The organism is Streptomyces sp. NPDC034037, from assembly GCF_055575715.1.
In genome coordinates, this window is sequence record NZ_JBVISC010000007.1 from 332,120 (window position 1) to 344,905 (window position 12,786).

The following is a 12,786-nucleotide window of genomic DNA, read 5'->3' on the forward strand; positions in this document are numbered from 1 at the left end:
CGCTCCCTCCCATGGCGCGGTTCGGCGGCCTCGTGGCCACCGGCCTGCGCGACGTGACCAGCGACCCTTCGGCCCTGGACTCCGCCGGCTTCTGGGCGGTGTCCGCGGATTTCGAGGGAGGTCTGGTCTGCGCCCGCTTCGACGACGTACGCGAAGAGGCCGTGCCCGCTCCCGTGCCGGGGAGGTGGCAGGGGCCCGCGAGCGGCGACTGGACGTCCTCCCTCGACCGCGCCGCGTACACGGAGGGCGTACGAAGGGTGCGCGCGTACATCGCGAAGGGCGAGGTCTATCAGGCGAACCTCTGCCGCATTCTGTCCGCGCCACTCCCGCCCGACGCCGACGTGGACGCCCTGACGGCCCTCCTCGCGCGCGGGAACCCCGCTCCCTACGCAGGAACGATTCGCCTGCCCGCGCACGGCGTGGAGACGGCCACCGCCTCCCCGGAGCTCTACCTGCGCCGCCGGAGCCGCGTCGTGGAGTCCGGCCCCATCAAGGGCACCGGGCGCACGGAGGCGGACCTCCTGGACAAGGACTACGCCGAGAACGTGATGATCGTGGACCTCGTCCGCAACGACCTGGGGCGCGTCTGCGCGACCGGCTCGGTGACGGTCCCCGACCTCTGCGCGGTGGAGAAGCACCCCGGCCTCGTCCACCTCGTCTCCACCGTCCACGGCGAGCTGCGCCCGGACGCCGGCTGGCCGGAACTGTTCGCGGCGACCTTCCCGCCCGGCTCCGTCACCGGCGCCCCCAAGTCCAGCGCCCTGCGGATCATCGAGGAACTGGAGACGGCCCCCCGGGGCCCGTACTGCGGCGGCATCGGGTGGGTGGACGCCGACCGGGGCACCGGAGAGCTGGCCGTCGGCATCCGGACCTTCTGGATCGACCGGGCCGAGGGAATGCTGCGCTTCGGCACGGGAGCGGGCATCACCTGGGGTTCGGACCCCGAGGGGGAGTGGCGGGAGACCGAGCTGAAGGCCGCGCGGCTGCTGGCGGTAGCGTCGGGGGCGTACGAAGCGAGCGGAGGAACCTGAACGTGAAGATATGGCTCAACGGCGGGCTGCGGGACATCGACTCCGCGCGGGTCTCCGTGCTCGACCACGGCCTCACGGTGGGCGACGGCGTCTTCGAGACGGTCAAGTCCGTCGAGGGCAGGCCCTTCGCCCTCACCCGCCACCTGGACCGGCTCGCCGGCTCCGCGCGGGGCCTCGGGCTGCCGGAACCCGACCTCGACGAGGCGCGCCGCGCCTGCGTCGCCGTCCTGGAGGCCAACCCGCTGCCTCTGGGACGCCTGCGGATCACCTACACCGGAGGCCTGTCGCCGCTCGGCTCGGACCGCGGCGACCAGGGCACCACCCTGATCGTGGCCCTCGGTGAGGCCGTGCGCCGCCCCGACGCCACCGCCGTGATCACGGTCCCCTGGACCCGCAACGAACGCGGCGCCCTGACCGGCCTGAAGACCACCTCGTACGCGGAGAACGTCGTCGCCCTCGCCCGCGCCCACGAGAAAAACGCCTCGGAGGCGCTGTTCCCGAACACCGTCGGGCAGCTCTGCGAAGGCACCGGCTCCAACGTCTTCGTCGTGCTCGACGGCGAGATCCTCACCCCGCCGCTCGCCTCCGGCTGCCTCGCGGGCATCACCCGCGCCCTGGCCGTCGAATGGACGGGCGCCCGCGAGAGCGACCTGCCGATGGACGTCCTGGAGCGCGCCGACGAGGTCTTCCTGACCTCGACCCTGCGCGACGTCCAGGGTGTCCACCGCATCGACGGGCGCCAGCTGACCGCCGCCCCGGGCCCGGTGACCACCAAGGCGATGCGGACGTTCGACGAGCGGGCCGCCGCCGATCTGGATCCCTGAGCCGCGGGGCGGGTAGAACCTGTGGGATGACCACCACTCTGCGGCCCAGCGGGCCGCTTCAGCGCAGCGCCGAGGGCGGCAGGGCGCGCACGTACGACGTCTGTGTGAACAGCCGCCCCGTCGGCTCCGTCGCGCTCGCCACCGACGAGGTCTTCGGCCCGGCCGTGTGCCGCGTGCGCGACCTGCGGATCGCCGGGCCGGACCGCCGCCGCGGGCGCGGCACCGTGGCCGCGCTCGCCGCGGAGGAGGTCGCGCGGGGCTGGGGCTGCGAGCGCGTCGAGGTCGACGTGCCCGCGGAGGCGGCCGAGGCGCTGCGCCTCGTGCGGGCGCTCGGCTACGTGGAGCGCAACCGTCGCATGGCCAAGCCGGTGCCGGCCGAGCCCGCCGCGCTGCCGCCGGGCGTCACGGGGCGGCCGATGACCCAGGACGAGTACGAGGTGTGGCTGGCGCGGGCCAAGCGGCAGTACGCGCAGTCCTGGATCAAGCGCGGTGTGCCCGAGGCCCAGGCCCACGCCAAGTCCGAGGCCGACCACGCCAAGGGCCTGCCGCAGGGGCTCGCCACCCCCGGCGTCCTGCTGAGCGTGCTCACGCGGGACGCCGCCACGGTCGGTCACCTGTGGCTCAGGATCGGCGACGACGACGCGTTCGTCTTCGACGTCGAGGTGGACGAGCCCCACCGGGGGCGCGGGCACGGCCGTTCCCTGATGCTCCTCGCCGAGGCGCAGACCCGAGCGGCGGGCCGCGACCGCATCGCCCTCAACGTCTTCGCGGGCAACGCCCCGGCCCTGCGCCTGTACGACTCCCTCGGCTACGAGCCGATCACGTATTGCCTCTACAAGCCGCTGCTCTAGACCGCTTCACGGCCGGACCGCCTCACGGCCGGACCGTCTCGTGGCGAGCCGCCTCGTGGTCAGGCGCCTTCGGCAGCCGCCAGGAGGCGGTCGGCGATCTCCTCGACGCGCTGGCGCAGGCCCTCTTGGCTCTTGCCGCCGTCCAGGCGCTCGCCGCCGATGACGTACGTCGGCGTGCCGGTGACGCCGATGGCCTTGCCCTCGGCCTGGTCGGCGTCGACGATCAGGATGTGCCGGCCGTCGACCAGGGCGGTGTCGAACTCCTCCGCGTCCAGGCCCAGTTCCCGGGCGGTGTCCACGAGGAAGGGCTCGCCCCTGCGGTCGAGATCCTCGACCCCGGCGAGCACCGCCTCGACGTACGGCCAGCCCTTGCCCTGCTCGAAGGCCTCCTCCGCGGCCTGGGCGGCGGCGAAGGAGTGCTTGTGCTTCTCCAGGGGGAAGTGGCGCAGGCGCAGCTCGACGCGGTCGCCGTAGCGGGCGCGCAGGGCGCGCACGTCGTCCAGGGCGGTACGGCAGTCGGGGCACTGGAGCTCGCACCAGACGTCGACGACGACGGGGCGGGCGGGGTGGTGGGCAGGGGAGTCGCTCATGGGCACAGTCTTCCAGCCCCCGGGGCGGCCTCCCAACCGGGACCGGAGGCGACCAGGACGCCGACCGGCACCTGGGGAGGAGCCGGGACTCCGGGATGACCCGGATATGTCCCTGAGGTCCGCCGCCGGGCGTGGCTCCGCGGCCCCCGCTCGGTGCAGGATGGAGGGGAGGACAGGGCCTTGCGGCCGACGCCCGTATTCCTGGAGGACCGGATGATTGCCGAGACCGTCTGTTCCGCCGTCTCCGCGGCCGGGCTCGGCATCGCCGCGGTCACGGTCTACCGCAGGCGCTTCCTCGCCGCCGCCCGTCTCGCCGCGTACTCCCTGGTGCCCATAGGACTCATGCTGACCGGCGTCGTCGGGTGGGCGGCGGACACCGCGTTCAGCCTCAAGGCGTGGGTCGGCTTCGGGGTGCTCGGCGCGGCCTGGCTGATGTTCCTGGGGACGCGCGCGGTGGAGCGCCGCAGGGGCGGCACCCGCGAGGAGCGCAAGGCCGCGAAGGCCGCCCGGCGCGAGGCGGTGGCCCCCGCCGCGTCGGCGCCCTCGCTCGGCCAGGGCGGCGCCCGCCCGCCCGCCGCGAAGCCCGCCGCCAGGCCGAAGGCCGCCGCGCCCGCTGAGGACTTCAGCGACATCGAGGCGATCCTTAAGAAGCACGGCATATGAGGGCTTTCGGCCACCGGCTCATCGGGGGCCGGCGCGGCGCTCGGGGGCGTGGGCCCACCGCGTAGTCCTTGCCGCGCACGCCGGGCCGCGCGCTCCCCGCCGGGCACGGCCGCTCCCTCGTTCGAGTGTGGCCCGAGCCGCCGGGCGGCGCGCGGGTGAACGGCCGTGGGTCATGGGCGGAACGCACCGGGCACAGGACTTTGGCCTGTTCACGGGTTCCGGCGAACTCCCCTCCCGCCCGGGCGTGTTGGTCGGCGGGCACCGGCCGCCTGCGTCATCATCACGACGAGATGCTTGACACCCCTACACAGGGCGATGCCGCACCGCCGGACGACGGACGGCGAGCGGCCCCGGACCCGACGCGACGACCCGCCGACGCAGAGCGGCACGCCACCGACGAAGAACCGCGAGGCTGCCTCTTCGCCCTCTCCCAGCCGCCACTGATGATCTTCCTGACGGTGGTCGGCATGCTGATCCTGCTGGCGTCGCTGCACGACCTGCTGTTGCTCTAGCCGCGGTCGCCCCGCCGACCACCCCGCCGGCCGCTCCGCCGGTCGCTGTCGCGTCGGCCGCGCGCTAGCCCGCCGCTTCCTTGCGGCGGGCGCGGTAGGCCGCCACGTGCAGCCGGTTGCCGCAGGTGCGGCTGTCGCAGTAGCGGCGCGAGCGATTGCGGGAGAGGTCGACGAACGCGCGCCGGCAGTCCGGCGCCTCGCAGCGCCGCAGCCGCTCCTGTTCCCCGGCGACCACGAAGAAGGCCAGGGCCATCCCGCCGTCGGCGGCCAGGTGGTCCGCGATGGACGCCCCCGGCGCGAAGTAGTGGATGTGCCAGTCGTGACCGTCGTGGTCGGTGAGCCGGGGCGTGGTGCCCGCCGCCGCGACGAGTTCGTTGATGATCGTCGACGCGGTCCGCGGCTCGGGGTTCGCGAAGACCTCCGCGAAGCGGGCGCGGACCCGGCGCACCCCTTGGAGGTCACGCTCCGCGAGCGTCCCCACGTCGCTCACCTTGTGGCTCCGTGCGAAGTCGCCGAGCGCCGCCACGTCCGCGAGTGCGTCGGCGCCGGCCTCCTCCGGTGCGGTGTTCACCAGATCGACCACGGCGTCGAGGGAACACCGGGTGTCGTGGGTGATCAGCACGATTCGCTCCCTGGCCTGGGGATGGCGGGGGTCCCCCCGCTCATGGAGAGCCGGGGAACGGTGCCCGCGGATGCTGGCCGATGCTAGCGGCTTCCCCCCGGCACGCACCGGCGCCGTCGCCGCGGGGGTTCCGCGGCGACGGCGCCGGTGCCTGCTTCCTGTTCGCCTTGTGTCGTCGTGTCGTGGCTGTGTGCGCCGTCGCCCCGAGTCGGACGGCGCGAGGAGATCTCGACGCCTGCGCGCCGCTAACTTTCGGCCAGGATGTGGGACAGCTCCGTGTCGAGATCGAAGTGGCGGTGCTCCGTGCCGGGGGGCACGGCCGCGTCGGTTCGCTTCAGGAAGGATTCCAGGGCCCGCGCCGGGGCCTCGAGCAGGGCCTCGCCCTCCGGGGAGCTCAGGGCGATGCAGACGACGCCCTGACCGTGGCTCCGGGACGGCCAGACTCGGACGTCGCCGGTACCGGTGGGCCGGTGCAGGCCCTCGGCGAGGAGGTCGCGGGCGAAAACCCACTCGACCGTCTCCTCGGCTCCGGTGTGGAAGGTGGCGTGCACGGCGTAGGGATCGGCCGTGTCATACCGCAGTCCTGCGGGTACAGGCAGTGAGGACTCGCTCGACACAACGAGGCGCAGGTGCAGCTCGCAGCTGACCGTGGTGTTCATAAGCGCCAGGGCCTTTCGCTCAGTGTGCGCTCGGGGATTCGCACGTCGGCGAAATCGACATGCCACCTACGGTGGCGTTGTAAACCCCTCTGAGGGTTTTGGGTGTCTTTAGGTAGCTCGTTTGGCGGGTTCTCTCTCCTGCCCATGCGTCCATTCCGGTGACGGGTTTCCGTCCGGTAGGGTTTGGCCGTATGAATACGGGGAGTAACGAACCCGCGGAGGTCGCCGAACCGGCCGCCGGGGCGGAGACCGAGCAGCCGCTCGGATCGCGGGCGCCGCAGTACGTCCAGGCCCGCCGGATGCTGCACCTGAGCTGGCAGGTGGGCGTCTTCGTCGTGGGGCTCGCGGTCGTCGTCGCGGGCATCATCATGCTGCCGCTGCCCGGCCCGGGATGGCTGGTGATCTTCGGCGGCATGGCGATCTGGGCGACCGAGTTCGTCTGGGCCCAGCTGGTGCTGCGCTGGACGAAGCGCAAGGTCACGGAGGCCGCGCAGCGTGCGCTCGACCCCGCGGTGCGCCGCCGGAACATCATCTTGACGACCGTCGGCCTGGTCATCGTCGCGGTGCTGGTCGCCATCTACGTCTGGAAGTTCGGCATCACGATGCCGTGGAAGATCAAGGAGTGACCGGTGGTGGCTCCGAGGCGGTCGGAAGCACCCGCTGACATGCGGTAATGTTCTCTGTGCGCCCGGGCGATTAGCTCAGTGGGAGAGCGCTTCGTTCACACCGAAGAGGTCACTGGTTCGAACCCAGTATCGCCCACCCCGGATTGCGGCCCGGAGGCTTTCAGCCTCCGGGCCGTTGTCGTATTCCCGTGTCTTTCAAGGGAATTGACGGATCCACATACCCGCCCCGCCCGACATGGCCGCTGCCCGGCCCGGTCGGGGGTGACGGTATTTCAGTTCATTCGGTGGAGCGCATTCCGGAACCGCCGCGCGTCGCGCAGGCGTTGTTCATATGTCGCGCCGACGGCCAGGAGCAGCAGCCCCGCGAGCGCCGGCGGCAGCCAGCGGGGCAAGGCGCCCGTCACCTGCACGATGTACGGGGCCAGTTCGTGCAGGGCGTCCAGGGTGAGCACGACGCCGCCGAGGACCAGCGGGGCCCGCAGCCGGTGCCGGGCGCCGGCCAGGGTCAGGGCGAGCGCCGCGCCGCCGAGGAGCAGCGGGCGCTGCCAGTACGGGTCCCCCCAGGCGGCGGCGAGGCTCGGCAGCAGCGTCGTGGCGAGGCCGGGCCCGTAGGCCGTCCAGGACGAGGTGTCCGGGACGCGGCGCCGGTGCAGCAGTCCGAGGAGCAGCGCGGGGACCGTCACCGGGAGCGTGTACGCCTCCGGGGTCACCACTTCCCACGAGGCGAGGCGGACCCAGCTCGCCAGGACGAACAGCGCCCCGGCCGCGTACGCCACGGGGCGGCGGTCCGGGCGGAGCGCGGTGCCCGCCGCGATGAGCCCGGCCAGACCCAGGGCGAGGGCGAGCGCGGGGGCGTGGCCCGAGGTGAGGGCGACGGCGACGGCCCCGGACGCGGCGGCCGCGATCTCGACCGGCGCCGCCAGCGGATGCCGGCCCAGGCGGGCGGCGGCCAGCGCGGCGAGGACCGGCACGGTCAGGGCGGCCAGCCCGATGTGCTCCACGCGCAGCCCCAGCGCGGCACCGGCCGCGCAGACGAACGCGGTGGCGTACGCGACGGCCGCGCAGGCCGGCGGCGTGGCCGTGCCGGGTCGAGCTGCCGCCACGGCGCCGGCGCCGACCGGCGCACCGCCCCGCACGGCCTCCCGGCTGGCGGCGGCCAGGAACAGAGCGGTGAGTGCGCCGAGGACGGCGAGGGTGGCCGCCTCGGTGGCCAGCGCGAGGAACGCGACGCTCACGGAGGTCGCGAGCGCCAGGACCGACGCGGTCAGGGCCGCCGCACGGGACGCGGCCCGGACGGCGGCGCCCAGCAGGACGGCGACCACCAGGACATGTGCCGACACTCCCACGACGTACGGCAACCGCAGCGCGGCCGGCAGGGCGAGGGCAGCGGCCCACCCCAGAACCCCCGCCCCGAACCAGGCGGCACGCCGAGCACCGGCGGCCGGGCGGTCGCCACCGACGGACGGGGTGCTGGGCCCGCCGGTCGCGGGCGGCACCGGTCCGTCCGGCGTCGTGGCGGCGGGCCCGGCCGACGGCGTGACGAGGAGGCCCGCTGTCGTGAGCAGTGCCGCGGCGACTGCCGCGAGCACCAAGGGGGCCAGGGCGGCGTGGGGCAGCGGGAGCGGGGTGAGCAGGGCGTCGCGGGCGTCCGCGGGGGTGGCCGACCAGGCGCGGGTGGCCCGGCCGAGCGGAGCGAGCAGCGCCACCGCCGCGACGGGCAGCGCCCACAGCACCGCGAGGCCCTGGACCACGGCCGACGCCCCGGCGAGCCCCCGGCGCACGGCCGCGGACGGCACGGCGCGGACGGCCGCCAACAGCGCGACACCGCAAGCCAGATGGGCCGGGACGGTCCACGCCGCCGGCAGCACGGTCCGCAGCACTCCGCCGGAAGCGGCCACCACGAGCAGACCGCCCGCGCCCGCCGCGCCGACGGAGATCTCCGCACCCTTCGCCCGCCACGCCACCACCAGCGCGATCAGCGCGGCGAACAGCAGCAGGACGCCCGCCTGGGCCGCCGCCGTCGGATCCACCGCGCGGACGGACAGCCGACCGGCGCTCGCCGCGCCCCAGAGCCCGAGCGCGCAGCCGGCGACGGCAGCGGTCACGCGCACCGATGTGACGGCCGCCGTCAGCGCGAGCACCGCGTCGAACGCCGCCGTCACGAGCAGCGCCGCCGTCATCGTGTGCTCACCGGCCTGCGCGGCCCCCGCCCAGAGGATCAGCGGGAGTTGGGCCGTGACCACCGCGATCGGCACCGGCAGGCGCAGCTCGCCGAGCAGGCGGCCGTACACCGCCCACAGCGTGGTGAGCACCGCGGAGGCGCCCGCCGCGTAGGACAGCGTGTCCACTGCGGAGAGGGCCAGATGCCGCACCGCGTACGTGTCGAGGACGGTCAACGCGAGCCCCAGGCCCGCCACGGCCTCCGCCGTCGAGCACAGCGAACGCCGCAGCAACGCCACGGGAGCGCACAGCGCCGCCAGTGTCACCGCCCCGAGGACCGCGCCGCGCCCGCCGATGCCCAGGTGCCCCCAGCTCACCACCGTGAAGGCGATCGCCGCGATGGTCAGGAGCACACCGCCCAGCGTCAGCAGAACGTTCTGGACACTCGGCCCGCTGCCCCCGGGGACGGGCGGCCCGGCCGGAGTCGGAGGAGGGGCGGTGGGCGGCCGGGCGGGGTCCGCCGCGCGCAGGACGTCGAGGAGCCAGGCCCGGCGCCGCAGCAACTGCGCTCTGCGCGCCTCGAGTTGGCCCAGCTCCCAGTCGAGGACGCGCAGCTCCTCGGCCGGTGGCGGAATGTTCGTCATGCCGAGGAGTGTGGTCCGCGCCACGCCGCGCGGTATCGGCGCGGATACTCAGGACGTACTCAGATCCGGCCCCAGGCGGGGCAGACTTCCCCCATGAACTGGTGCCACTACCGATTCCGCAGCCTCTGGGACCTGCCCGGAGCGCCCGCCGACGTCTACGCCGTCCTGGAACGGGTCGAGGACTATCCGCTGTGGTGGCCGCAGGTGCGCGAGGTGACGTCCCCCGACGGCCGCAGCGGCGTCGCCCGCTTCCGCTCCTTCCTCCCCTACGACCTTCATGTGGCCGCGCAGGAACGGCACCGCGACCCGGACGCGGGCGTCCTGGAGGTCGTCATGAGCGGCGACCTGGACGGCTGGGCGCGCTGGACGGTCACGCCGGGCCCGCTGGGGACCCGGGCCCGCTACGACCAGGAGGTCGAGGTGCGGCGACCGCTGATGCGGCGTTTCGCCGTGCCCGGCAGGCCCGTGTTCCTGCTCAACCACGCGGTGATGATGAGGGCGGGGCGCAGGGGTCTCGCGGCTCATCTGGCAGCGGTTTGAAGGAAAGGCGCCTGGACCTGTATTGTTCAGTGCGTTCCCGGGCGATTAGCTCAGTGGGAGAGCGCTTCGTTCACACCGAAGAGGTCACTGGTTCGAACCCAGTATCGCCCACCACAAGAAGTTCCCGGTACCTTCCAAGGGCCACCCGTCAGGGTGGCCCTTGCTGGTTCCCGGACCGTGTCGGTGTCCGGCAGGGAAGACGCGATGACCGTCATCCATTCCTCTCCCGCCCGAGGTGACGCGCGCTCCGGGCGATCGACGTCGGCCACCCGTGTGACGGGCGACGCTCAGGCGGCCGCCGGGAGCTCGGGACGTATCGGCCACGCCGGGTCCACCGCCTCCGGAGAGCCGCTCTTGGCGAACCACGCCTGGAGACCGCGTGCCTGTGCCGCGTGCCACACCGCCTGCAGTGTGTGCAGCTCGGCCGGTGAGAGCCGCTCCAGGCGAGCCGCGAAACGGCGCCCCACCGCTCGTACGACATCGAGGGCGGCCTGCGCGTCCGCCGCCGCGTCATGGGCCTCGGCCAGCTCCACCTCGTAGTGCGCGCACAGGTCGCTGAGCGTGCGCCGCCCCTTGCGGTAGCGGTCCAGCTGCTTGTCCAGGACCCGCGGATCGATCACGCACAGGGACGAGCCCTCCGTGTAGCGGGCGAGCGACGAGGCGCGGTGCCTGCGCAGCTCCCGGTCCAGGATCGTCAGGTCGAACGGCGCGTTCATCACCACGATCGGCCGCCCCGCCGCGCCCTGTTCGGCCAGATCGCGCGCTATCTCCTCCATCACCGGCGCGGGCCAGCGGCCGTTGCGCTGAAGGTGATCCTCGGTCAGTCCGTGTACCGCGGTGGCCTGCTCGGGCACCGGAACGCCCGGGTTCACCAGCCAGCGGCTGATGCGCGGACGCGTACCCGCGCCCTGCTGGACGACGACGGCGGCCGACACGATCCGGTCGGTCTCGACGTCGACGCCCGTGGTCTCCGTGTCGAATGCGGCCAAGGGCCCCTCGTACCAGCACGTCATGGTGACGCAACTCCTCGATCCGGTCCGGCAGATGACGTCCATCCCCTGCCCACGCTGGTGATACCCGGGCCGTTTGCGCTGTACGCGGCCCGGAGACAACAGAGGTACAGAGCCTTGACGTTGATGGTCCGGGCAAGGAACAGCCGCTTTCGGAAGGCGTGTTGGACATGGCGCTCGCGCGGCCCGAACAGCCTGGGCTGCTGCCCGAGCGGATCGCACCGCCGCGCGGCACCCTCGCCACCACCGCCTGTATGGAGACCCTCCAGGTGGCCTATCTGCACGCCGTCGCGGCGGCCGCCGGGTGCTCGCTCTCCCAGCCCTTCCCGGACAACGGCATCGACTGGCACGTCAGCCACAGCGCCCCCGGGCACACGGTCGACGACGAGGTCACCATCAAGGTCCAGCTCAAGTGCACGTACCAGATACGGCCCGACCCGGCGCGGCCCGCCTTCTCCTTCACGCTCGACAACCCGCACCTGGAGAAGCTCGCCCGCTCGCCGGTCTCGGTCCACAAGATCCTGGTCGTCATGCTCGTGCCCAGATCGCGGGAGGAGTGGCTGCGCGCCGGTCACGACCGGCTCGATCTGCGCCACTGCTGCTACTGGACCAATCTGGCCGGCCACCCCGTGACCGGCCGGCGCAGGACCACCGTGCGCATCCCGACCTCGCGGATCTTCGACGACCGCGCGCTCTGCGAGATCATGACGCGCGTCGGGACGGGAGGGAGACCCTGATGCACCGCCCCCACGACCCCGGCACGATCGATCCGGCGGTGCTCGGCGCGCTGCTCGCCCGGCACGGCTGGCAGCGGCGCGGTCGGTCCCCCGGCCGCTACGCCCGGTGGACACCGCCCGGGCCCGGCGGCAGCGGCACCAGCCTCCTCGTCCCGGAGAGCCGGGCCTATCCCGACTGCGACGATCTCCTCGGCGAGGCCCTCCTCGCGCTCTCCCGCAGCGGCTCCCCGGCCGCCCGTGACGTGCTGGTGGGGCTCGCCGTGCCCAGCGACGAGATCCGCTGGTCACGCGATGTGCCGACGGGACCCGCGGGGGCGGTGACCTGGCCGGTGGCGGAGCGGCTGCACGCCGCGGCCCGCCGGATGCTGCTGGCCGGCGCGCTCGCCGCGCGGGCGTGCGCCGGGTACCACGGGGCGCGGCACCGCAGGCCCGCCACCGTGGCCCTGGAGGACATCCTGGTGGCCTCCGACCCCGGCGGGCAGCGGCTGACCGCGTTCGTGCCCGTCGCGAGCGGGCGGCCGCTCGCGGTCCGGCTGCACCAGGCGCTGTACGCCACCAGGGAAGCCGTCGACTACCAACGCGCCACCGGCGGCATGGACGCCTTCGACGGCGCCGTGGCGGCGGGCGTCAGCCACGAGCTGACCGAGGCCGTCGTCGCGCTGGTACGCGGCACCGAGGGGGCGCGCGTCGGCGTGGAGTGGGCGCCCGGCGCGGGCGTGCCGGAGGGCTGCGCGGCGCACGCCGGGCCCGTCGAGTTCTCGCCCGGTGACCTGACCGTGCTGCGCGAGGCGGGCGCCCGCTACCTGCGCGCCGAGCCGTCGGTGCCGGTGCGGATCACCGGGACCGTCGTCCGCATGCGCCGCTCCTCGACGGGCGGGGCGGGCGCGGTGCGGCTGCGGGTGATCGCGGGGGCGGAGATCCCGCACGTACGGATGACCCTGGACGAGGAGGCGTACCGCGTCGCGGGCCACGCGCATCTGGTCGGACTGCCGATCAGGGTGCACGGGCGGCTGGAGAGCCGGGGCGGTTTCCGCAGGCTCACCGGGGCGACCGGGGTGGCCCCGGTGCAGGTGCACGAGGCCGACCGGGACCACCTGGAGAAGTCGCTCCAGGAGAACCTCGACTTCTTCGACGGCACGTACGGGCAGGAGAGGGACGGGACGTACGGGAAAGGGGCGTGCGGCGCCGAAGAGGCGTACGGCACCGGCGACACGTACCGCTCCGACTGACCGGGAGTCGAGGCGGAGGGGCCGCTTCCGGGCGGCCGGGAAGATCCGTTTCGCGGCGGGAGCCCCTGGCTCGGTACGATCCCTAGTG

14 protein-coding genes and 2 tRNA genes are annotated in these 12,786 nt (G+C 73.9%); 11 read left to right on the forward strand and 5 right to left on the reverse strand.

Annotation, left to right across the window (positions count from 1 at the left end):
- Positions 1-11: 11 nt before the first annotated feature.
- From ACZ516_RS25525 to ACZ516_RS25535, 3 genes are read left to right on the forward strand one after another with little or no spacing between them, the layout of a single operon-like run.
- Entirely contained in the window at positions 12-1,031 is a 1,020-nt protein-coding gene (locus ACZ516_RS25525) for a chorismate-binding protein (RefSeq protein WP_469011845.1), read from the forward strand.
- Positions 1,032-1,033: 2 nt separating this feature from the next.
- The gene (locus ACZ516_RS25530; RefSeq protein ID WP_361078672.1) at positions 1,034-1,855 is read left to right on the forward strand and encodes an aminotransferase class IV; all 822 of its coding nucleotides are present in this window, start codon (positions 1,034-1,036) and stop codon (positions 1,853-1,855) included.
- A 26-nt stretch (positions 1,856-1,881) separates the two neighbouring features.
- Entirely contained in the window at positions 1,882-2,706 is an 825-nt protein-coding gene (locus ACZ516_RS25535; RefSeq protein WP_361078669.1) for a GNAT family N-acetyltransferase, read from the forward strand.
- A 59-nt stretch (positions 2,707-2,765) separates the two neighbouring features.
- Here the strand turns inward: ACZ516_RS25535 and ACZ516_RS25540 are convergent, their stop codons facing one another.
- Positions 2,766-3,296, reverse strand: coding sequence for a DsbA family protein (locus ACZ516_RS25540; protein ID WP_361078666.1), 531 nt, complete (start codon positions 3,294-3,296; stop codon positions 2,766-2,768).
- 213 nt (positions 3,297-3,509) lie between these two features.
- Between ACZ516_RS25540 and ACZ516_RS25545 the strand changes: the two genes are divergently transcribed.
- Both ACZ516_RS25545 and ACZ516_RS25550 read left to right on the forward strand, forming a co-directional pair.
- Positions 3,510-3,959 (forward strand): hypothetical protein, encoded by a 450-nt coding sequence (locus tag ACZ516_RS25545; RefSeq protein ID WP_469011748.1) that lies wholly within the window; start codon positions 3,510-3,512, stop codon positions 3,957-3,959.
- Between the two features lie 290 nt (positions 3,960-4,249).
- Positions 4,250-4,471 carry a hypothetical protein gene (locus ACZ516_RS25550; RefSeq protein ID WP_358590646.1) on the forward strand — a complete coding sequence of 74 codons (222 nt, stop codon included), beginning with the start codon at positions 4,250-4,252 and terminating at the stop codon, positions 4,469-4,471.
- Between the two features lie 64 nt (positions 4,472-4,535).
- Here ACZ516_RS25550 and ACZ516_RS25555 read toward each other — a convergent pair whose 3' ends face one another.
- Both ACZ516_RS25555 and ACZ516_RS25560 read right to left on the reverse strand, forming a co-directional pair.
- The gene (locus ACZ516_RS25555) at positions 4,536-5,093 is read right to left on the reverse strand and encodes a CGNR zinc finger domain-containing protein (protein ID WP_358590648.1); all 558 of its coding nucleotides are present in this window, start codon (positions 5,091-5,093) and stop codon (positions 4,536-4,538) included.
- Between the two features lie 245 nt (positions 5,094-5,338).
- A complete protein-coding gene (locus ACZ516_RS25560) occupies positions 5,339-5,752 on the reverse strand; it encodes an SsgA family sporulation/cell division regulator (RefSeq protein WP_003959770.1) in 414 nt (137 codons plus the stop codon).
- 191 nt (positions 5,753-5,943) lie between these two features.
- Between ACZ516_RS25560 and ACZ516_RS25565 the strand changes: the two genes are divergently transcribed.
- Both ACZ516_RS25565 and ACZ516_RS25570 read left to right on the forward strand, forming a co-directional pair.
- On the forward strand, positions 5,944-6,378 hold the full coding sequence (locus ACZ516_RS25565; RefSeq protein WP_469011749.1) for a TIGR02611 family protein: 435 nt from the start codon (positions 5,944-5,946) through the stop codon (positions 6,376-6,378).
- A gap of 64 nt (positions 6,379-6,442) precedes the next feature.
- Positions 6,443-6,514 (forward strand) — tRNA-Val (locus tag ACZ516_RS25570).
- A 136-nt stretch (positions 6,515-6,650) separates the two neighbouring features.
- Here the strand turns inward: ACZ516_RS25570 and ACZ516_RS25575 are convergent.
- Entirely contained in the window at positions 6,651-9,182 is a 2,532-nt protein-coding gene (locus tag ACZ516_RS25575; protein WP_469011750.1) for an SCO7613 C-terminal domain-containing membrane protein, read from the reverse strand.
- 93 nt (positions 9,183-9,275) lie between these two features.
- Here ACZ516_RS25575 and ACZ516_RS25580 point away from each other — a divergent pair, with 93 nt between their 5' ends.
- Both ACZ516_RS25580 and ACZ516_RS25585 read left to right on the forward strand, forming a co-directional pair.
- Entirely contained in the window at positions 9,276-9,722 is a 447-nt protein-coding gene (locus ACZ516_RS25580; protein ID WP_358585729.1) for an SRPBCC family protein, read from the forward strand.
- Positions 9,723-9,761: 39 nt separating this feature from the next.
- A tRNA-Val gene (locus ACZ516_RS25585) sits at positions 9,762-9,836 on the forward strand.
- 173 nt (positions 9,837-10,009) lie between these two features.
- Here the strand turns inward: ACZ516_RS25585 and ACZ516_RS25590 are convergent.
- On the reverse strand, positions 10,010-10,735 hold the full coding sequence (locus ACZ516_RS25590) for a 3'-5' exonuclease (protein ID WP_358585731.1): 726 nt from the start codon (positions 10,733-10,735) through the stop codon (positions 10,010-10,012).
- A 167-nt stretch (positions 10,736-10,902) separates the two neighbouring features.
- On the opposite strand from ACZ516_RS25590, the gene ACZ516_RS25595 reads away from it, so the two are divergent.
- Positions 10,903-11,469, forward strand: coding sequence for a DUF4365 domain-containing protein (locus ACZ516_RS25595; protein WP_358585733.1), 567 nt, complete (start codon positions 10,903-10,905; stop codon positions 11,467-11,469).
- Positions 11,469-12,698 carry a hypothetical protein gene (locus tag ACZ516_RS25600; RefSeq protein ID WP_469011751.1) on the forward strand — a complete coding sequence of 410 codons (1,230 nt, stop codon included), beginning with the start codon at positions 11,469-11,471 and terminating at the stop codon, positions 12,696-12,698. Before ACZ516_RS25595 ends, ACZ516_RS25600 begins: the two co-directional genes overlap by 1 nt.
- The last annotated feature ends 88 nt before the right edge of the window (positions 12,699-12,786 follow it).

What these genes read in the sequence shown, in the direction of transcription:
- ACZ516_RS25575 (WP_469011750.1), bottom strand. Translation starts at nt 9,182, where the DNA reads ATGACGAACATTCCGCCACCGGCCGAGGAGCTGCGCGTCCTCGACTGG.
- ACZ516_RS25535 (WP_361078669.1), top strand. Translation starts at nt 1,882, where the DNA reads ATGACCACCACTCTGCGGCCCAGCGGGCCGCTTCAGCGCAGCGCCGAG.
- ACZ516_RS25595 (WP_358585733.1), top strand. Translation starts at nt 10,903, where the DNA reads ATGGCGCTCGCGCGGCCCGAACAGCCTGGGCTGCTGCCCGAGCGGATC.
- ACZ516_RS25590 (WP_358585731.1), bottom strand. Translation starts at nt 10,735, where the DNA reads ATGACGTGCTGGTACGAGGGGCCCTTGGCCGCATTCGACACGGAGACC.
- ACZ516_RS25600 (WP_469011751.1), top strand. Translation starts at nt 11,469, where the DNA reads ATGCACCGCCCCCACGACCCCGGCACGATCGATCCGGCGGTGCTCGGC.
- ACZ516_RS25565 (WP_469011749.1), top strand. Translation starts at nt 5,944, where the DNA reads ATGAATACGGGGAGTAACGAACCCGCGGAGGTCGCCGAACCGGCCGCC.
- ACZ516_RS25550 (WP_358590646.1), top strand. Translation starts at nt 4,250, where the DNA reads ATGCTTGACACCCCTACACAGGGCGATGCCGCACCGCCGGACGACGGA.
- ACZ516_RS25525 (WP_469011845.1), top strand. Translation starts at nt 12, where the DNA reads ATGGCGCGGTTCGGCGGCCTCGTGGCCACCGGCCTGCGCGACGTGACC.
- ACZ516_RS25540 (WP_361078666.1), bottom strand. Translation starts at nt 3,296, where the DNA reads ATGAGCGACTCCCCTGCCCACCACCCCGCCCGCCCCGTCGTCGTCGAC.
- ACZ516_RS25580 (WP_358585729.1), top strand. Translation starts at nt 9,276, where the DNA reads ATGAACTGGTGCCACTACCGATTCCGCAGCCTCTGGGACCTGCCCGGA.
- ACZ516_RS25545 (WP_469011748.1), top strand. Translation starts at nt 3,510, where the DNA reads ATGATTGCCGAGACCGTCTGTTCCGCCGTCTCCGCGGCCGGGCTCGGC.
- ACZ516_RS25560 (WP_003959770.1), bottom strand. Translation starts at nt 5,752, where the DNA reads ATGAACACCACGGTCAGCTGCGAGCTGCACCTGCGCCTCGTTGTGTCG.